The organism is Xanthobacter lutulentifluminis (assembly GCF_043194675.2).
GTDB lineage: Bacteria > Pseudomonadota > Alphaproteobacteria > Rhizobiales > Xanthobacteraceae > Xanthobacter.
This window is the reverse complement of record NZ_CM195525.1, coordinates 3,404,500-3,422,628: the sequence shown is the minus strand read 5'-3', so window position 1 is coordinate 3,422,628 and position 18,129 is coordinate 3,404,500. Positions and strand designations below refer to the sequence as shown.

Annotated in this window: 16 protein-coding genes and 1 pseudogene; 16 read left to right on the top strand and 1 reads right to left on the bottom strand. The window is 64.4% G+C overall.

What is annotated here, in order from left to right; translation table 11 throughout:
• The 16 genes and pseudogenes from V5F49_RS15740 to V5F49_RS15665 all read left to right on the top strand — a co-directional run bounded on the left by V5F49_RS15740 (position 1) and on the right by V5F49_RS15665 (position 16,170).
• On the top strand, positions 1-1,140 hold the full coding sequence (locus tag V5F49_RS15740; RefSeq protein ID WP_238123812.1) for a replication initiator protein A: 1,140 nt from the start codon (positions 1-3) through the stop codon (positions 1,138-1,140).
• Entirely contained in the window at positions 1,137-1,790 is a 654-nt protein-coding gene (gene parA, locus V5F49_RS15735; protein WP_238123811.1) for a ParA family partition ATPase, read from the top strand. The genes V5F49_RS15740 and parA overlap by 4 nt, the downstream gene beginning before the upstream one ends.
• A complete protein-coding gene (locus V5F49_RS15730; RefSeq protein WP_238123810.1) occupies positions 1,787-2,041 on the top strand; it encodes a hypothetical protein in 255 nt (84 codons plus the stop codon). Before parA ends, V5F49_RS15730 begins: the two co-directional genes overlap by 4 nt.
• On the top strand, positions 2,038-2,568 hold the full coding sequence (locus V5F49_RS15725) for a DUF2840 domain-containing protein (RefSeq protein WP_238123809.1): 531 nt from the start codon (positions 2,038-2,040) through the stop codon (positions 2,566-2,568). The genes V5F49_RS15730 and V5F49_RS15725 overlap by 4 nt, the downstream gene beginning before the upstream one ends.
• Positions 2,565-3,110 (top strand): S26 family signal peptidase, encoded by a 546-nt coding sequence (locus tag V5F49_RS15720; protein ID WP_238123808.1) that lies wholly within the window; start codon positions 2,565-2,567, stop codon positions 3,108-3,110. The genes V5F49_RS15725 and V5F49_RS15720 overlap by 4 nt, the downstream gene beginning before the upstream one ends.
• 41 nt (positions 3,111-3,151) lie before the next feature.
• Positions 3,152-3,937, top strand: a complete 786-nt coding sequence (locus V5F49_RS15715; RefSeq protein ID WP_238123807.1) for a lytic transglycosylase domain-containing protein — start codon at positions 3,152-3,154, stop codon at positions 3,935-3,937.
• A complete protein-coding gene (locus V5F49_RS15710; RefSeq protein ID WP_238123806.1) occupies positions 3,934-4,212 on the top strand; it encodes a hypothetical protein in 279 nt (92 codons plus the stop codon). Before V5F49_RS15715 ends, V5F49_RS15710 begins: the two co-directional genes overlap by 4 nt.
• A complete protein-coding gene (locus V5F49_RS15705) occupies positions 4,202-5,941 on the top strand; it encodes a relaxase/mobilization nuclease domain-containing protein (protein WP_238123805.1) in 1,740 nt (579 codons plus the stop codon). Before V5F49_RS15710 ends, V5F49_RS15705 begins: the two co-directional genes overlap by 11 nt.
• A gap of 23 nt (positions 5,942-5,964) precedes the next feature.
• Positions 5,965-7,944 (top strand): conjugal transfer protein TraG, encoded by a 1,980-nt coding sequence (locus V5F49_RS15700; protein WP_238123804.1) that lies wholly within the window; start codon positions 5,965-5,967, stop codon positions 7,942-7,944.
• Between the two features lie 5 nt (positions 7,945-7,949).
• Positions 7,950-8,378 (top strand): hypothetical protein, encoded by a 429-nt coding sequence (locus V5F49_RS15695; protein WP_012112614.1) that lies wholly within the window; start codon positions 7,950-7,952, stop codon positions 8,376-8,378.
• 138 nt (positions 8,379-8,516) lie between these two features.
• Positions 8,517-9,398: a tyrosine-type recombinase/integrase gene (locus V5F49_RS15690; RefSeq protein ID WP_238123803.1), complete on the top strand. Its 882-nt coding sequence runs from the start codon at positions 8,517-8,519 to the stop codon at positions 9,396-9,398.
• A gap of 13 nt (positions 9,399-9,411) precedes the next feature.
• Positions 9,412-10,620: pseudogene (locus tag V5F49_RS15685) on the top strand (IS91 family transposase); the annotation flags it as partial.
• Between the two features lie 709 nt (positions 10,621-11,329).
• Positions 11,330-12,451 (top strand): Fic family protein, encoded by a 1,122-nt coding sequence (locus V5F49_RS15680; RefSeq protein WP_238123802.1) that lies wholly within the window; start codon positions 11,330-11,332, stop codon positions 12,449-12,451.
• 1,544 nt (positions 12,452-13,995) lie between these two features.
• Complete coding sequence (locus V5F49_RS15675; RefSeq protein ID WP_238123801.1) at positions 13,996-14,349, top strand: hypothetical protein; 354 nt, start codon at positions 13,996-13,998, stop codon at positions 14,347-14,349.
• Positions 14,333-15,349, top strand: coding sequence for a HesA/MoeB/ThiF family protein (locus tag V5F49_RS15670; RefSeq protein WP_454915893.1), 1,017 nt, complete (start codon positions 14,333-14,335; stop codon positions 15,347-15,349). Before V5F49_RS15675 ends, V5F49_RS15670 begins: the two co-directional genes overlap by 17 nt.
• Positions 15,350-15,351: 2 nt before the next feature.
• The gene (locus tag V5F49_RS15665) at positions 15,352-16,170 is read left to right on the top strand and encodes a class I SAM-dependent methyltransferase (RefSeq protein WP_238123799.1); all 819 of its coding nucleotides are present in this window, start codon (positions 15,352-15,354) and stop codon (positions 16,168-16,170) included.
• Here the strand turns inward: V5F49_RS15665 and V5F49_RS15660 are convergent.
• On the bottom strand, positions 16,107-18,065 hold the full coding sequence (locus tag V5F49_RS15660; protein ID WP_238125026.1) for a B12-binding domain-containing radical SAM protein: 1,959 nt from the start codon (positions 18,063-18,065) through the stop codon (positions 16,107-16,109). The genes V5F49_RS15665 and V5F49_RS15660 overlap by 64 nt on opposite strands.
• Positions 18,066-18,129 lie beyond the last annotated feature (64 nt).

Genomic DNA, 18,129 nt, shown 5'->3' with positions numbered 1-18,129 from the left:
ATGGCCGCACCGCACCGCTCTCCGCAACCTGGCAGACAGCTTGAGCTCTTCCGCGCACTCCCCGGCGCCTTCGCGCCCCGCGATGCGCAGGATCTCATGGCCTATCCCTTCTTCTCCCTCGCCAAGACCCACCGTGTCGCCCCCATCGATTTTGTCTCCGGCGACATCGCGATCCGGGTCGAGGCGGTGCCCGACCATGGCATGGCCACCATCTGGGATGCGGATATCCTGATCTGGGCGGCCAGCCAGATCGTCGAAGCGCGCGACGCCGGCCTGCGCACCTCGCGCTTCATGGCCGCGACGCCCTACGAGATCCTTCGGTTCGTCGGCCGGGGCACATCGATCAGGGACTATCAGCGCCTGAAGGCCGCCCTGGACCGCCTGCAGTCCACCACAGTGTCCACCTCCATCCGCCAGAGAACGGAGGGCCGGCGCCACCGCTTCTCCTGGATCAACGAGTGGAAGGAGCGCACGGATCGGGATGGCAAGCCCGCCGGGATCGAGCTCATCGTCCCCGACTGGTTCTATTGCGCCATCGTCGAGGACGCGCTCGTCCTCACCATCGACCGGGAGTATTTCGACCTCACGGGCGGGCTGGAGCGCTGGCTCTACCGGATTGTGCGCAAGCATGGCGGGCGGCAGCGCCGGGGCTGGCGCTTCGATTTCCGCCACCTCCACCTCAAATCCGGCAGCCTCTCGCCCTTCAAGCGCTTCGCCTTCGAACTGCGCGACATCGTCCGCCGTCAGCCGTTGCCGGGCTACACCCTGTTCACGGAGGTGGAGATTGGCGGGCGGGTGCTTCTCACCTTCGAGCCGTCGGCGTCCTGTGGAAAAGCTGTGAAAGCCTTCGTGCCATCCGGAACCCGGACTGGCGTGCCATCGGGAACGGGCCTCCCGTGCCATCGGGAACCGAAACAGGTCTCAAGCCCAGGTGATGAAAATGAAAATTGCACCCCTAACTTAGAATCTAACATAGAGTCTAACCTTAAAAGGCGCGCAGGCGATGTGGATAACTGCCATCTCCCGTACGCTTCTCAAGATGATGGTCTTCCGTCTTTCCGTAAAGACGGATTTCACGCTCCCGATCCTTTGACAGCAGGAAAAGCGATGCTTGCCGACACATCGGGAGCATCCCGATGATCGTCGCGCTGCTCAACCAGAAGGGCGGCGTCGGCAAGACGACGCTCGCCCTTCATCTCGCCGGCGCGTGGGCGAGCCGCGGCCAGCGTGTCACGCTCATTGACGCGGACCCGCAGGGCTCGGCCCTGGACTGGTCGCAGCAGCGCAGCCGCGAGGGGTTGCCGCGCCTGTTCGGCGTCGTCGGCCTCGCCCGCGATACGCTGCACCGGGAAGCCCCCGAGCTGGCACGCGATGCCGACATGGTCGTCATCGACGGACCGCCCCGCGTCGCCGGCCTGATGCGCTCGGCCTTGCTCGCCGCCGATCTGGTCCTGATCCCGGTGCAGCCATCACCGCTCGATGGATGGGCGTCCGCGGAGATGCTCGCCCTCCTCAGCGAGGCGCGCATCTATCGCCCGGAGCTTGTCGCGCGCTTCGTGCTGAACCGCTGCGGCGCTCGCACCGTGCTCGCCCGCGAGACCGCCGAGACGCTGGCGGATCACGATCCGCCCGTGCTCGTGAGCACTGTCGGCCAGCGCGTCGCCTTCGCCATGTCCGCTCAGTCCGGACGGCTCGTCGGCGAGCTCGACGAGGGTGGGCCAGCAGCGCGGGAGATCATTGCGCTCTCCGCCGAGATCGCCGGCCTCGCCGGTTCGAGATCTACGCCATGACCCGGCAACGAACGCGCAAGGGCTTTGCCGCGCGTCCGGCCGATCCAGAGCACTGGATCAAGGACGCCGACACGAGGCCGGTTGGCCATGGATCAGCCGAAGCCTTCACCGCGCGGCTCACCATCGACATCACGGCCGACCTGCGCGGGCGCATCAAGATCGCCGCCTTCGGACGCGGCCAGACCGTCGCGGACATGCTCCGCGAGCTCCTCACCCGTGAATTTCCTCCCACCTCAGGAGAGGCCTCATGATGAGCACGCCGGCGCCATACTCCGTTCCCCGACCCATCGCCCCGTCACCGGCCGCGCCGACCGCAGATCCGCTCACCCATGTGGAGCTGACCTGGATCGAGAAACGGATCGAGAACTGGATCCGCTTCGGCCGGCCGGTCCATGCGCAGACCCTCGACCGCAGCCGCCGCATCGTTTCCTTCGCCCCAGGCGCCATCTTCGCGCTCGTCCGTTGGGCTGCGAACGACTTCGGCACCGTGGTGTCGCGCATCGACATCGTGCGGGCCGTGGCGCCGGGCGAGGCTTATCAGACGCTGCCCTTCGTGCGCCCCGGCGGCGAGATCCTGCTGCGCGCGGACGGCTGGCCGAAGGTGGAGAAGGTGCTCCAGCACATGGATGCCGTCGATGCCCTCGGCATCCATGGGGCCGACGTGGCCCCGGATCACTGGCGGCATGTCCACAATCGCCTGGCGGCCGGCCACGCGCTCCGAACCTACACGGTCGAGCGCCATCAGGCCTGGCTCAAGCGGCGGGAGTGCGAACAATGACCCGCTTCGGCTATGCGATGGTGACGTATTTCTCGGTGATGGGGGTCGCGGCGGCCTCCTTCGTTCCGACACCGCTGAAGCTGGTGTGGAACGTCTCCGCCAGCGCACCCATCGGGCTCTACGCCATCGAGCCGGCGCGCAGGCTCGAGGTCACGGACCTCCTCGCCATTACGCCTCCGGCGGCACTCGACCGCTTCCTGGTGGCGCGCGGCTATGTGGGGGCTGGTGTGCCGCTGATGAAGCGCGTGGCGGCGCTTCCCGGCCAGGAGGTTTGCCGGAAAGACCGCTCCATCACCGTGGATGGCGTGTCGTACGGCGAAGCATTGGAGCGCGACCGCATGGGGCGTCCGCTGCCGGTCTGGCGCGGCTGCAGGCGCATCGCCGCAGGCGAGCTCTTCCTCATGAATTTCAACGTGCCCGACAGCCTCGACGGACGCTACTTCGGGCCACTGCCGGCCAGCACCGTGATCGGCCGCGCGGTGCCGATCTACACCGACGAGGCCGGAGACGGACACTTCGCCTGGCGCGCACCGACACGCTGAGCGCGGCCGAGCAAAACCACCATCAGCTTCGAGAGGCCATCATGCTGCAGGCGGATTTGTTCCTGCGTGTCCGTCCCCCGACGGACAAATCAAAAAGAGCGCGCGCCCGCCGCGGCGCGATCGTCTTTATTCTCCTTTCCGGAATGCCTTTCGGCTGGGCGAGTGCTGCCCTGTCGGCAGAGGCTTCGGCAACACACAAGCTGCCGGTACCGAGCGAACCCTACGCGGATCTCATCGCGGAAGCGGCGGAGCGCTTCGACATTCCCTCCGTCTGGATCCGAAGCGTGATGCGCGCGGAAAGCGATGGCGCTGCGCGCGCGACATCGCCGAAGGGCGCCATGGGGCTGATGCAGATCATGCCCGAGACCTGGGCCGAACTGCGCATTCATTACGGCCTCGGCGACGATCCCTATGACCCGTACGACAACATCATGGCCGGCGCGGCTCATCTGCGGGAGCTGTTCGACCGCTACGGCAACCCCGGCTTCCTCACCGCCTACAATGCCGGGGCAGGACGCTATGATGCAGCTCGGAAGGAGCGACCCCTGCCGGCGGAGACGCGCGCCTATGTCGACAAGCTGGCGTCGGACATTGCACACCGTGAAACCGAGCACGACGCGCGGAAGCTGTCCGCTCCTCCGGCGGTCGAAGCGGCATCCTGGGCCCGGTCTTCGATCTTCGCCGTGCCGCCGATCCGGGTGCCGGCTGCAGATCCGGTGTCACCCGATCGTGCACAGCCGGTGCGTGACGTGCGCGATGTCTCGGCGATCGTTCCGCAGTCTGATGGGCTGTTCGTTGCTCGCGGCGGCACGGGAGGCGCGCCATGAGTACGGCCGCGCCTATGCGCACCCTGTCGGGCTTTCTCGTAGTGGGGCGCATGTCTGGAGAGGAGACGCAAGAAACAACCGATCGATGGCAAGAAACAACCGATCGATGGCGAGATAAAAGGGCGCAGGGTGCGCTGCGGTCGGGCGGTTGTTTTTGCTTGGGAATTTTGAGCCAAACGCACATTGCGGCGCTGTTTGGCAATGTGCGTCGAACGCTCAAGCCATTGGTCCTGTTTGCTTTCTCGCACATTGCGGGCGCGCGTCATGGCCGATGAGCATGAGTTCCGCGTCCGGCCGGGCCGCATCCGCTCCTCTCGTGCACAGCGGGCACGCCCTTTCATCGCCCAAGCCCTCGCGGCGGCCCAGAAGGCCGGCGGGCACGTCTCCCGGTCCGGCCGCATCTCCTCGGGCACCCGCTCGCGCTTCGGCCGCGGCCGGGCGGCGAGCATCGTCGCCAATCGGTTCCTCACCGGGCGCTCGCGCGTCGTGGTCATCAAGACCCGCGTGGTGCGGCACTCGGTGCGGGCTGCACCGCTCTCGGCTCACCTCTCCTATCTGCGTCGGGAGGGCGTGACCCGGGATGGGGAGAAGGCCCGCCTGTTCGGGCCGGGCGCTGAGGAGGGAGACGGCTGCGCCTTCGCGGAGCGATGCGCCGACGACAGGCACCATTTCCGCTTCATCGTCTCGCCCGAGGATGCGGCGGACATGGCCGACCTCAGGTCCTTCGCCCGCGATCTCGTCGGGCAGATGGAGAAAGACCTCGGCACGAAGCTGGACTGGGTTGGCGTCGACCACTGGAACACCGACAATCCCCACCTCCATATCCTGGTGCGAGGCCGGACAGATGACGGCCAGGATCTGGTCATCTCCCGCGACTACATCAAGGAGGGTATGCGCGCCCGCGCGCGGGACCTGATCACTCAGGAACTGGGGCTACGCACCGATCTCGACATCCACCGCGCCGTCGAGCGGCAGGTGGAGGCGGAGGGCTGGACCCAGCTCGACCGTCAGCTGCTTCGGGACCAGCGTGAGGCCGGCGTGATCGACGTGGCGCGCCATGCCGATGGCGGGCCGGACGCTTTCCTGCCGCAGAAAGTCGGCCGGCTGCGCAAGCTCGAGGCCCTCGGGCTCGCCGATGAGATCGGTCCCGGCCAGTGGGTGATCGACGAGAAGGCCGAGGCGACGCTGCGGGCCCTCGGCGAGCGGGGCGACATCATCAAGCGGATGCATCGGGCGCTCACTGCCCAAGGCATCGAGCGGGGCACGGCCAGCTATGTGCTCGCCGGCGAGAGCCTGGATGCTCCCGTCATCGGCCGTCTCGTCGATCGCGGCCTCGATGATGAGTTGAAGGGCACGGCCTATGCCGTCGTCGACGGCGTGGATGGGCGTACCCACCACATCCGGCTGCCCGACCTCGATGCGGCAGGCGACGGCGCGCCCGGCGCCATCGTGGAGCTTCGGCGGTTCGAGGACGGGCGCGGCCAGCAGCGGGTCGCGCTGGCCGTCCGCTCCGACCTTGACATCGAACGCCAGGTCACGGCTTCGGGCGCCACCTGGCTCGACCGGCAGGCGCTCAGCCGCGCGCCGGCATCGCTCTCCGAAGGCGGCTTCGGCGCCGAGGTGCGTGAGGCTATGGAACGCCGCGCCGACCATCTGGTCCGGGAGGGGTTGGCCGAGCGCCACGGCCAGCGTGTCACCTTCGCCCGGGACCTGATCGAGACTTTGCGCCGGCGGGAAGTGGACGCGCTGGGCGAGAAGCTCTCCGGGGAGACGGGGCAGCCTTTCAACCGATCAGGATCGGGACACTATGTCTCCGGCACCTATCGCCAGCGCTTCGCGCTCGCCTCTGGCCGCTTCGCCATGATCGACGACGGCCTCGGCTTCCAGCTCGTGCCCTGGACGCCGTCCCTCGAGAAGCAGCTCGGCAAGCACATCTCCGGCGTCGCCCGCTCAGACGGCGGCATCGACTGGTCCTTCGGCCGCAAGCGCGGCCTCGGCCTCTAACTTGCTAATCACTGGAGCACCGCATGTCCGCGACCAAGATCCTTTGGGGCCAGATCCTCCTTGTCCTCGCCATCGTGCTCGCCACCACCTGGGGCGCCACGCAGGTCGTGGCCTGGCGGCTGGGCTTCCAGGACCAACTGGGACCGCCCTGGTTCCTGATGGGGCCCTGGGCCGTCTACCCTCCGCCCGCTTTCTTCTGGTGGTGGTATTTTTACGACGCCTATGCGCCGGCCATCTTCGTTGAGGGGGCGATCATCGCCGCCTCGGGTGGGTTCCTGTCCATCGCCGCCGCCATCGGGCTTTCGGTGTGGCGGGCGCGGGAAGCGAAGCGCGTCGAGACCTATGGCTCCGCCCGCTGGGCCGAGCCGGACGAGATCCGGTCAGCCGGACTGCTCGGGCCCGATGGCGTGGTGCTGGGGCGCCATGGTCGGGACTATCTGCGCCATGACGGACCGGAGCACGTTTTGTGCTTCGCACCGACCCGGTCGGGCAAGGGCGTCGGCCTCGTCGTACCCTCGCTGCTCACCTGGCCCGGCTCGGCCATCGTCCACGACATCAAGGGCGAGAACTGGCAGCTCACCGCAGGCTTCCGGGCGCGGCACGGGCGGGTGTTGCTGTTCGACCCCACCAATGTGCGGTCCTCCGCCTACAATCCCCTGCTGGAGGTCCGCCGCGGGGAATGGGAGGTGCGGGACGTCCAGAACATTGCCGACATCCTGGTGGACCCGGAAGGCTCCCTGGAAAAGCGCAACCACTGGGAGAAGACCAGCCACGCCCTCCTCGTGGGCGCCATCCTCCACGTGCTCTATGCCGAGCGGGACAAGACCCTGGCCGGTGTCGCCGCCTTCCTCTCCGATCCCCGGCGGCCCATCGAGACGACGCTCGCGGCCATGATGACGACGGCGCACCTCGGGGAGGCGGGTCCCCATCCGGTGATCGCCAGCGCCGCCCGCGAGCTGCTCAACAAGTCCGAGAACGAGCGGTCCGGCGTGCTCTCCACCGCCATGTCCTTCCTTGGGCTCTATCGCGATCCCGTGGTGGCAGAGGTGACGCGGCGCTGTGATTGGCGTATCACCGACCTTGTGGCAGGTGCCCGGCCGACCACACTCTACCTCGTCGTGCCGCCGTCTGACATCAACCGGACCAAGCCGCTTATTCGGCTGATCCTGAACCAGGTTGGTCGCCGCCTCACTGAGGACCTGCAGGCGAAGGCCGGTCGCCACCGGCTTCTCCTGATGCTGGACGAGTTCCCCGCGCTCGGGCGGCTCGACTTCTTCGAGAGCGCGCTCGCCTTCATGGCGGGCTACGGGCTAAAGAGCTTCCTCATCGCCCAATCTCTGAACCAGATCGAGAAGGCCTACGGGCCGAACAACTCCATCCTCGACAACTGCCATGTGCGGGTGAGCTTCGCCACCAATGACGAGCGCACCGCCAAGCGCGTCTCCGATGCCCTCGGCACTGCCACCGAAATGAAGGCCATGAAGAACTATGCTGGCCACCGACTCTCCCCCTGGCTTGGTCACCTCATGGTCTCCCGCTCGGAGACAGCCCGTCCGCTTCTGACGCCGGGCGAAGTGATGCAGCTTCCGCCCGCCGACGAGATCGTCATGGTGGCCGGCACGCCGCCGATCCGGGCGAAGAAGGCGCGCTACTATGAGGATGAGCGGTTCAGGGAGCGGGTACTGCATCCGCCGGAGCTCTCGGCTCCTTGCGATCGCCAGACCGACGACTGGACGGTACTTCCGTTGCCCGCGCCATCGCAACTGAGCCTGATGGTCGAGGAAAGTGACGATGAGGACACAACCGGCTCGGAGCAACGGCGCCAGCCGGAGCTTGCACGAGTAGAGACGGTGGAGACGTCGCAGCAAGTGCGGAACGAGTTCGAGATCGATCTGGTCGATGAGACTGAAGACGACGTGGCCCGGACCAGTCGCATGACGGGCGTCATGCAGGGCGTCGCGCGTCAGGTCTCGCTCGATCCCAATGATGGCATGGAGCTGTGATAGCGATGACCCCACGCAAGAAGAAGGCTCAGATCTCGGTCTATCTGGATCCCGCGACGATGGGGCTGCTGGCCGACTATGCCGCGCGGCGCGGCCAGCCTCAGTCCCTGATCGCCGAGGCGGCCATCGCGTCCTTCCTGTCGCCGGACGCCGCGGAGCAGCGGGAAGCTGCAATCGCCAAGCGCCTCGATCAGTTGGACCGACGGATGGCCCGGCTGGAGCGGGACCTCGGCATCTCGGTCGAGACGCTGGCAGTGTTCGTGCGGTTCTGGCTGGCCACCACGCCGGCATTGCCTGAGCCGGCGGCCCAGGCAGCCCGAGCCAAGGCGGGGGAGCGATATGAGGCGTTCGTCGCGGCGCTGGGGCGCCGGCTCGCGAAGGGGCCGAGGCTGGCGCATGAGGTTTCTGAGGACAGCGGCGCTTATAAAACGTGAGAAAGGGGCCCTCCGCCAGAGGACTAAACCGCTGCCGCGGTAGCGGCCCTGCATGAAGGGCGGCTGGCTATTTTCGATGTGGCGCCCGGCATCCGCGGGCGGAGCATCACGGGGTTTCTCAACCTTTGGAGAGCCCCCATGGACGCTTCCGAGCATTCCACCAACACGCGGCCAGCCATCAGCCCGCTGCGGCAGCGGATGATCGAGGACATGACCATCCGCCGGTTCGGCGACCACACCAAGCGCGATTACATCCGCCAGGTCGCCGCGTTCACCGCCTTCCTCGGCCGGGCGCCGGATCAGGCCGAGCCCGAGGACCTGCGGCGCTACCAGCTGCATCTCGCCAGCCTCGGCGCCAGCTATGCCCGCATGAACCTCGCCTGCACGGCGTTGCGCTTCTTCTTCCACGTCACCCTCGGCCGGGCGGGGTTCGGCGACCGGATGGCCCGCATCCCGACGCCCGAACGACTGCCCGTGGTGCTCAGCACCGAGGAGGTGGCGCTGTTGCTCGCCCATGCGCCGAACCTCAAGTACCGGGCCGCGCTCAGCCTCGCCTATGGCTGCGGCCTACGGGTGTCGGAGGTCGCCCACTTGAAGGTCGCCGATATCGACAGCGCGCGGATGCTGATCCGCGTCGAGCAGGGCAAGGGGCGCAAGGATCGCTACGTGATGCTCGCGCCCGACCTGCTCGACCTGCTGCGTCGCTGGTGGAAGGAGCGGCGGCCGCAGGGCTGGCTGTTTCCCGGCCGCGACCCGGGCCAGCCCATCACCACCCGCCAGCTCGACCGGGCCTGCAGGACCGCCGCCTCCGCCGCCCGGCTGGACAAGCGCGTCTCCATGCACACCCTGCGGCACAGCTTCGCCACCCACCTGCTGGAGCGCAAGACCGATATCCGCGTCATCCAGGTGCTGCTCGGCCATCGCAAGCTCGACACCACGGCGGTCTATACCCGCGTCGCCCTGAAGACCTTGCGCGAGGTGGAGAGCCCGCTCTCCTTGCTGACCCCGCCGCCCCTGTGAGCCGTGCCGGTCCGTGGCGCGGCCTGCGCTGGAGGTCGCGGATATCCTGAACGCCCATGGCGATGCCTATGAGAAGGCCCACGCCGGGCATCTCAGCCGCGGCCAGTTGAAGGTGATGTCGGCGATCCGCTCCTGCCGCACGGCGGTGCTCGGCGGGCATGTGGCGCGCTGTGCCGGCTGCACCCATCTGGAGATCGCCTACAACTCCTGCCGCAACCGGCACTGCCCGAAGTGCCAGGAGGCGACCGCCCGGGACTGGCTCGCCGCCCGCCAGGCTGAACTGCTGCCGGTGCCCTATTATCATCTTGTCTTCACCCTGCCGGCCGCAATCGGCGCCATCGCCTACCAGAACAAGGCGGCGGTCTACGACCTGCTGTTCAGGGCCTCGGCCCAGACGCTCACCACCATCGCCGCCGATCCCCGGCATCTCGGCGCCCGCATCGGCATCACCGCCGTGCTCCACACCTGGGGATCTGCGCTCACCCATCATCCCCACATCCATGCTGTGGTGCCTGGCGGCGGGCTCTCGGCAGACGGCGTCCGCTGGATCTCCGGCCGGGCCCGGTTCTTCCTGCCGGTGCGGGTGCTGTCCCGCCTGTTCCGGCGGCTCTTCCTCGACGGTCTGCGCGCGCTGCATGCCGCCGGCCGGCTCGCCTTCTTCGGCGATCTCACACCACTGGCGGAGACGCCTGCCTTCGAGGTGCTGCTCGCGCCCCTGCGCCGCGCCGAGTGGGTGGTCTATGCCAAGCGCCCCTTCGCCGGCCCTGCCGCAGTGTTGGCCTATCTGTCGCGCTACACCCACCGTGTGGCGATCTCAAATAGCCGGCTCCTTGCCTTGGACGACCGCGGCGTCACCTTCCGCTGGAAGGATTACCGCGCCAGGGCCAAGGCCGCGGGCAATGGCTGGATCAAGGCCATGACGCTTCCGGCGGATGAGTTCATCCGCCGCTTCCTGCTCCATGTCCTGCCCGACGGCTTCCACCGCATCCGGCACTACGGCCTGTTCGCCAGCGCGGTACGCGCCGCCAACATCGAGAGGATCCGCGCGCTGCTGGGGCCGCAGGAGGAGAGCACGCACCCGACGCCTTCTGCTGAGCAGGAGAAAGCCGACGAGCGGCCGCGGTGCCGCTGCTGCGGTGGCCTCATGACCATCATCGAGACCTTCGCTCGCGGATCACTACCGCGGACCTGGTCCGCTGAACCCATCAGGATCGACAGCTCATGGGCACCGCGCCCGTTCCCCGGTATCAGGCTCTCGTCGCAGGCCATGCCATCTCCGGCATCGGGGCCGTGTGCGCTCTGCCATCCGCGAGGCCACTTCCATCATCATCGCGGCACCAGAAAGATGTTGCCGCCACGACGCCCCGTGCACGATTGGACTGGGTGGGTACCACCCAGTGCCTGGATATCCGCCCCTCGATCGGTATTTCCCCCGTCGACGCCCGCCTCAAATCCCCATAGCACCGCAAAGACCTCGACCGTCGCGCACGTCGGACCGCGGTTTCCTCCCCTGGGGGCTTTCCGACGCCGGCCCGCGCGCCCAGCCTCACCCTCGTGATCGGGCCGGCATCCGAAACCCTTCACAGATACAGACATTGACGAGGTGTTTAAAGCCGGACGTTGTAGGTCGATCTAATCGAGCGCAACTGCACGTTCGTCCATGCTCCGATCAGATACCAGGCCACTATCGCAATTCGCTTAATCGATCAGTGGATCAATGGCTTGAAAGGCTTTCGCGAGCGATCTCCGTTGTCGAGAAATGCTGCCCGATCCGTGCCATCCTATTGCGTTTTCGGCGCCAAGGAGGAGAAAGTCGCGCCCTTCGTTCCACAATGCATTTCGGCCCCGTGGGTCGCGTGAGCCATAGGACGGCTTTCTATAAATCAGATATCGGCTAATATGCGAGCTATAGAGGGGAGACTCTATCGCTCATGGCATGGAATTGGACGCAGCCTCATTGGCCGCATTTGACCTATGATCCGGCAGCCCTTGAACCGCTGGAGCGGCACTTCCTGCTGCTCTCCGGAGAGGTGATCGGCGCGGTCCGCCACGTGGGCGACGATGACCGCGACCTGCTGCGGATCGAGCTCCTCAGCGAGGAGGCGGTCAAGACCAGCGCGATCGAGGGTGAGGCCCTGGATCGTTTGAGCGTGCAATCCTCCCTGCGCCGGCAATTTGGCCTCGATACCGACGATCGCGCGGTGAAGCCGAGGGAACGCGGCATCGCGGAGATGATGGCTGATCTATACCGGAGTTGGGCGGATCCGCTGGACGACGATACCCTGTTCCGCTGGCACCGCATGCTCATGGCAGATAGCCGGCATCTGGAGACGATCGGCGGCTACCGTCGTCATGAAGACGCGATGCAGATCGTATCCGGTCGCTACGATCGACCGACAGTGCATTTCGAGGCGCCGCCTTCGTCCCAGGTTCCCGACGAGATGACCGCCTTTCTCACCTGGTTCAACGGCTCGGCACCGAACGGCAGCACGCCGCTACCCGCCCTCACGCGTGCCGGGATGGGACATCTCTATTTCGAGAGCATCCACCCCTTCGAGGATGGCAACGGTCGGATCGGTCGCGCCGTCGCGGAAAAGTCCCTCGCGCAGAACATTGGACAACCGACGCTGATCGCACTCGCCCATACCATCGAGCAGCACCGCAAGGCCTATTATGAACAGCTGGAGGTCTATCAGCGGACGCTCGAGATCACCGGCTGGTTGATCTACTTTGCCGAAACGATCATCGCGGCCCAGCAGACGACGCTGGGCCGCGTCGCCTTCCATATCGCTAAGACGCACTTCTACGATCGTTTCCGCGACAAGATGAACGAACGCCAGGAGAAGGTGATCACCCGGCTATTTCGTGAAGGCCCGGGCGGATTCACGGGTGGCCTGAGCGCAGAGAATTACATCGCGATCACCGGCACCTCGCGTCCGACCGCTACGCGTGACCTCCACGATCTGGTCGAGAAAGGCGCCCTGACGCGAACCGGTGAGCGCCGCTATACGCGCTACCACCTGAATCTGCCGGGAACCGCTTCGAAGCCATAGCGCCAATTCGGCTCATGTCACTCACGCGATCCAGGCATAGGCTGGCTCTTTGCTGTGCCGCGCCAGAAGCAGAAGCTCGCTGCGACCACGACGAATGGCCGGTCTGGGGCCGTCTCCGTACGGTCTGCTATCGGGTAGCGAATGCCATTTAGCTGTCGTTCTGCTCCCGACCCCATCACAGCCGTTCAGCATCCGAAAGGCGGGACCCGAAAGCGGACGTTGCAAATGGCTCGCGGTCGCGCGGTCGCGCAAGGCAAGTGGCAGACAGCATCCACGACTGTTGCTCAACTTTGAACAAGGCTCCGTCCTGAACCCGCGATCACCTGATCCGCACTCGGAAGTTCCGCTGCTGAAGGAAGGTGCTATTATTGGCGGATGAGATTGTATTCCGTACTCCTAAGGGCACATGCGGCCTCGACTCTAGGTTCGAATTGGATCGACCACGAGTCGCCGTTTCAAACGAGCCCCGACTACCGGGCCCCATGGAGCGCATAGTCCGCTTGGAAATCGACGAAATGCCGCTCGGGCTCCATCACCCTGGCGCGCTCGACTACATTGGGAGATACGTCGGGGCGGCAGCGCTTGAGCCATTGCTACGGTTCGACGATCTCCGAAAGGCTGCGCTTCCTGGCGTCCTGGTGGATGGTACTTCAACAAAAGGCGGCCTACGGCACCGGTTCCGGGTCGGTCCCCACTTTCGCTGGTCGGACGGACGTGCGCTCGGCGCGGGAGATATTGCCGAACGGCTTCGCCAAGCCCAAGCCAAGCACCCATATTGGGCCCATCATCTGCAATGGATGGATGTTATCGAGGGTCGCGGTGATACTTTGGCAATCGACACGAGGCGGCCGGTTCGCCACCTTCCCGCGCTCCTCTGTGCGGATGAACTGGGGCCGGGCTGGGGTCATCTCTGGGATTCCTGCGCGCCAAGCTTGGGGCCGTACGTCCTCGAACACGTAGACTTCTATCAATCGTGGCTCCGATTCGCCCCCAACCCTTGCTCTCCCGGCGCCTCAGAGCGACCGCACCTTGAGTTCGTTCTCCGGCGAGATGTGAGCGGCGTGCCTGACCGTTTCCTTCGCGGCGCGGTAGACGTCACCTGCAGCACCATGTTCCCACTGTCATCGTTGGCCGAGTGGTCCGGACGCTCCGAATTCCATTCCGGACCCGCGCCTATCTGGATGCAGGTTGAGTTCGGAGCAGCGCTTGATCCAGCCTTGCTGCGGCGCGACGTTCGAGCCCAGCTCTCGGCCGCGCTAGACAGGAACGCTCTTTCAGCTGCGCTTTGCGGCGGAGCGACCTCCCGCCAAAGCGTCCTAGCCACAACGCGGCCACCTGGCGCGCGTTTGAGGCCTCGAACGGCGTCTCAGCGGACCGTTCGCTCACTGCAGGACGGGCAATCTCCGGTCCGCCTTGCGTTCTACGACTATTATCCAAACCGGATAGTCGCGGAGTTTCTGCAGAGGTGTTGGGCAGAAACGCTTGACCTCGTCGTTGCGCTCGAATCGGTTCCATTCGGATCGCCTGCGGGAAGCGGTGCCGACATGCGCCTCGAGCTACGCTACCCATCTTTCCCCGACCCGATCGCCGAGCTCGAGGCTGCAATGGTGATGCTCGCCCGGGTGGGCTCGCCGGACAAAAGAATACAGGTGGCGAAACTCGCCGCAGACTATTTTTACGGCGCGGCGGGCGGCGCGAACGAATGCTTGGCTGCACTCGTAGACCTACTAGATGAGGAGGTTCCGGTGATACCTCTCGTCAATCTTCGTCACCACTGGCTTATGAACTCGCGGATAGTCGGCTTCGATCTCCCGCATCTCGCCAATTTTGACTACAAGAATCTTAGGTTCAGGAACGAAAACAACGAACAGGATGAAGCAAGTGCAGCGACCAGATAGACTAAAGCTAGCCGACCACGTCATCCTGGCACGATCCGGTGCAGATGTCCTGTTCAGCAGTGATGTCATTCTCAAGTTTCCGGACTGCTCGCCCCGCTGCGCCGAACTCGCCTTGTCCATCCGGAAAGGTCTTACCCGCGCAGAAATCGAAGCTGCGGCGGCAGAAGACTCGGAATGTGCAGAGATGGTTCACGCGCTGACACGACTGGGGTTTGTAGTACCCGAGGAAACGAACCCGTGGAACGGTGAGCCATTTGCGGCGAACTTTTCATATTTCGCAGGTATCGGGCTTGACCCGCGTGCAGCTCAAGGGGCGCTGCTCGATGCGCACGTGGTAATCCTCGGCGTTGGAGGTACGGGAACCGTAGTGCTGCAGCATCTCGTTGGTGCAGGAGTTGGGCGGTTTACACTGATCGACCCAGATGTCGTCGAGACCAAGAACCTAAACCGTCAATTCACCTTTGCCAAATGCGATGTCGGGCGCGCGAAAGTGGATGCAGCAGCTGACTACGTGCATACGCGCCTGCCGGACGCGAGGGTAGAGACACGGAGTTATTCGGTCGATCGCGCCAACAACCTTGAAGATCTTGAACTATCGCTGCCCATCGCGTTTTTCGTCAACACCGCAGACCACCCCGCGTGTGAGGTGTTGGAAGCTGTGGCCGAGTACTGCGGATCTCGGAATGTGCCTTTCCTCGGTGGCGGCTGCGGCTTTCTGGACGGACGATATGGGCCGCTGGTTCCGCCTGGCGGCGCTCCAGACTACCTCCGCTTGCAGAGGCTTGCGAGGGCTCGAGCTGCGGCGTTGGGCGCTGTCGAGGAGCCCCTGCAGCCGGTCTCCTTTGCTCCGCTCAACACGATACTCGGTGCGTTGATGGCTCGTGACATCATCGAATACTTGGCGGGTGGCGTCCCTTTCTCTTTGGGCCACAGCGTTTGGATCGACCTTCGACAGACAGCGATCTCGCGAACGCCCGCATGCGCAGAGGGAGAAGATTAGTCGTGAACAATCTTGCAAAATACAGGGAAAAGAACCGTGCGGCGTGGAACGAGGCGACGACGCTCCATCTCCGCAACCCGAACAACCCGCTGGGTCGTGTTCTCCAAGGCGGTTGCAGCCTCGCGCGCGTCGAACGCGAGGAACTCGGCGACGTGCGGGGACGCCGTTTGATCCACCTCCTGTGCAATTGCGGTCATGATACCCTTTCGCTAGCGCGCCTCGGCGCTCGCTGCACGGGGGTTGATATCGCTGACGAAGCAATCGCTGCAGCGCGCAGTGCGGCTGCAGTCCTAGGCCTGCCCGTTCGCTTTATTCGATCTGACGTCTACGATCTCGCGCTCGACGAGCACTTTGACATCGTCTACGTCGGCAAGGGCGCACTCTACTGGCTTGACGACTTCGCCGAGTTCGCTCGAATTGTCGCCCGGTTGCTCGCCCCGGGCGGCAGGGTCTACGTCTACGAAGAACATAGCCTGCTGCCATTCATGCTAGAACTCGATCCGACAGCCTATAACCCCGCTAGCGGTGACCTAAACTATTTTCACGACGTGGAGCCCACCTCGTCCGTCGGCCTCGATTACGTTGGCCTTTCCGGTGAAGGGACGAAGCGAAGCTATGAGTGGCAGTGGACGCTCGGCGACATTGTCACAGGTTTTGCGCAAGCCGGGCTCCGGATCGAGTTCCTGCACGAATGGCCGTTTATTTCGAGCTTCAAATACTGGGACTGGCTTGAGGAGCGGGAGGACGAAGGTGCGTTTCATATACCCGCGGATAAACCGCAGCTACCCTTGTCATTCTCGCTCCAAGCTCGGCGCGATTGATCACAAGGTTTGCTGTCGCATCTAGTCTGCTTCAGTGACTCCGCACTGAACAATTGAAGTGTGGCGGCGACCGCGGAGTACGCAGAGTGAAAGCTCGCCCCAGTCCGCGCCGCCAGTCGAGAAGCCCATTCGTTGGAGAGCAACCCCTCCGCCTGAGGTGGAGCCAGCGAATTACCCAGTGTCTGCCAAAGCTCGCGCTGCCAATCCTTAAGGCGAATTGAGGCAACATCTCCGCCCTCGCGCCGAAATAAATAGCTGACAGGATTCCGCACCGCAGTCTCAATTCGGGGAAGCGCGGCAAACATTAGATGGACCTCATGGTCGATGTCGACGACGACGACGCGCGCTGTCTCGGGATTTTGGGTCGGCCGTGCATATACGTTGCTGATTTCAGCGACAACATCCACGCCCTTTACGGCTTCGATTCCTGCTTCGAAGCAGTAGACACTCCGAAAAGCCGCCAGCTCATCTTGCGATGCTCCCACGTCTTCAGCGAAGCGGCTGAGACGTTCACCGTAGCGAGAAGGCGAAATCTCCCCTGCGACGCCCTCCAGGGCGACACGATACGGAACCCCCATAATCTCTTTAAGGAAGTAGATTGAGCGGAAGAAGTGGCGGGTGAAATAGCGTATGAGTTCTGCCAAGCGAGTATAGTATTCATACGGCATGTTGGCCTGACGTATAAAGCCGAAGCCTGTGAACACGTCACCGTGCTCGGTGATGAGGTCGCGAGCCTCAACGGGGAGGTACGTTTGGAGGCTCCCGAAGGTCGGTTCGATGCGGTCGCGATGAGCCATCGTTACAGGGGCGCCTGGCAACGGCTGCAAGACGCTGACGTCGGCTGTGTATCCTCCGTGCGCGATGGCGTCGAAGACGATTTTTAGCGCCGCCTCGAGGGCGTCATCGTCCTCATTAGGATAGCCGATGATCGTGTTCGTCTCGAAAACCAAGTCGGCCTCTCGCGCGTCGCGAAAAAAACGGTACGACTTGGCGCTCGAGGTCATCTTGCGCATGTCTCGCAGGATCGCTGCGTCTCCTGCGTCCGTGCCACAGAAGAGGAAACGACAGCCTGCAGTCCGCATTCGCTTCATCAAGTCAAGCGGTACGTTGTCGGGGCGAACGGCGCACCCCCAAGAAAAACGCGTGTTGTTCTCCGCAAAATAGGCGACGAACGCATCGATGTAGCGCCTGTCATTCACAAAGTTATCGTGGATGATGTTGAAATCGCTGATGCCATAGGCCTGTGATAGCCGTTCCATCTCAGCGAGAATGGTTCCGGGCGAACGAGCGCTAAAGACATGCTTCCAGAATGGCGCTGTTGTACAGAAAGAGCACTTGTATGTGCACCCCGAGCCCACGTGCAGATCGAAAATGCGCGGGCTGGCGATGGCAAGGTAGGCCGGCACATCGACGAGGTCGTAGGCCGGGAAGGGCAGCGCGTCGATACGGACGCTCGGCGCGGATTGGACCTTGGTCCCACTCCCAACCGTGAGCATGCCCGGCACGTCCCCAAGTAGATCGAGATCGCTCTCAAGGAGGGCGAGGAGTGCGCTCTCGCCATCGGCTATGCAAAGATAATCAACGCATTCTGCAAACCGCGCCGCGACCGCTCTCGCGGTCCCATGTATTCCCGGCCCGCCCAGTACGACCCGTACCTCCGGCCGCACACGCTTCAGATATCGGCCAATAGCTAGCGCCGTTGGAAGCGTGTCCGCAAGCACGGTAATGCCGACTACCGAGGCCGGATGTTCGGCGATCCGATTGACGAACGTTGACACAGGTTCGTCAGGCGCGAAACCACAACCAATCCGGTGTTCAAACTCAAAGTCGATAATTCGGACGCTGTGGCCTGCCGCTCGAACGGCCGCAGCCACGCTCAACAGGCCGACCGGCAAGAAAAAGGGCGAGTTCCGCTCAACATTGATGAATGGACGTACAAGTGTGACAGAGCGACGATAT

Excerpts from the sequence above, each read along its gene's own strand:
- V5F49_RS15740 (WP_238123812.1), top strand. The coding sequence starts at position 1 with ATGGCCGCACCGCACCGCTCTCCGCAACCTGGCAGACAGCTTGAGCTC.
- parA (WP_238123811.1), top strand. The coding sequence starts at position 1,137 with ATGATCGTCGCGCTGCTCAACCAGAAGGGCGGCGTCGGCAAGACGACG.
- V5F49_RS15730 (WP_238123810.1), top strand. The coding sequence starts at position 1,787 with ATGACCCGGCAACGAACGCGCAAGGGCTTTGCCGCGCGTCCGGCCGAT.
- V5F49_RS15725 (WP_238123809.1), top strand. The coding sequence starts at position 2,038 with ATGATGAGCACGCCGGCGCCATACTCCGTTCCCCGACCCATCGCCCCG.
- V5F49_RS15720 (WP_238123808.1), top strand. The coding sequence starts at position 2,565 with ATGACCCGCTTCGGCTATGCGATGGTGACGTATTTCTCGGTGATGGGG.
- V5F49_RS15715 (WP_238123807.1), top strand. The coding sequence starts at position 3,152 with ATGCTGCAGGCGGATTTGTTCCTGCGTGTCCGTCCCCCGACGGACAAA.
- V5F49_RS15710 (WP_238123806.1), top strand. The coding sequence starts at position 3,934 with ATGAGTACGGCCGCGCCTATGCGCACCCTGTCGGGCTTTCTCGTAGTG.
- V5F49_RS15705 (WP_238123805.1), top strand. The coding sequence starts at position 4,202 with ATGGCCGATGAGCATGAGTTCCGCGTCCGGCCGGGCCGCATCCGCTCC.
- V5F49_RS15700 (WP_238123804.1), top strand. The coding sequence starts at position 5,965 with ATGTCCGCGACCAAGATCCTTTGGGGCCAGATCCTCCTTGTCCTCGCC.
- V5F49_RS15695 (WP_012112614.1), top strand. The coding sequence starts at position 7,950 with ATGACCCCACGCAAGAAGAAGGCTCAGATCTCGGTCTATCTGGATCCC.
- V5F49_RS15690 (WP_238123803.1), top strand. The coding sequence starts at position 8,517 with ATGGACGCTTCCGAGCATTCCACCAACACGCGGCCAGCCATCAGCCCG.
- V5F49_RS15680 (WP_238123802.1), top strand. The coding sequence starts at position 11,330 with ATGGCATGGAATTGGACGCAGCCTCATTGGCCGCATTTGACCTATGAT.
- V5F49_RS15675 (WP_238123801.1), top strand. The coding sequence starts at position 13,996 with ATGCGCCTCGAGCTACGCTACCCATCTTTCCCCGACCCGATCGCCGAG.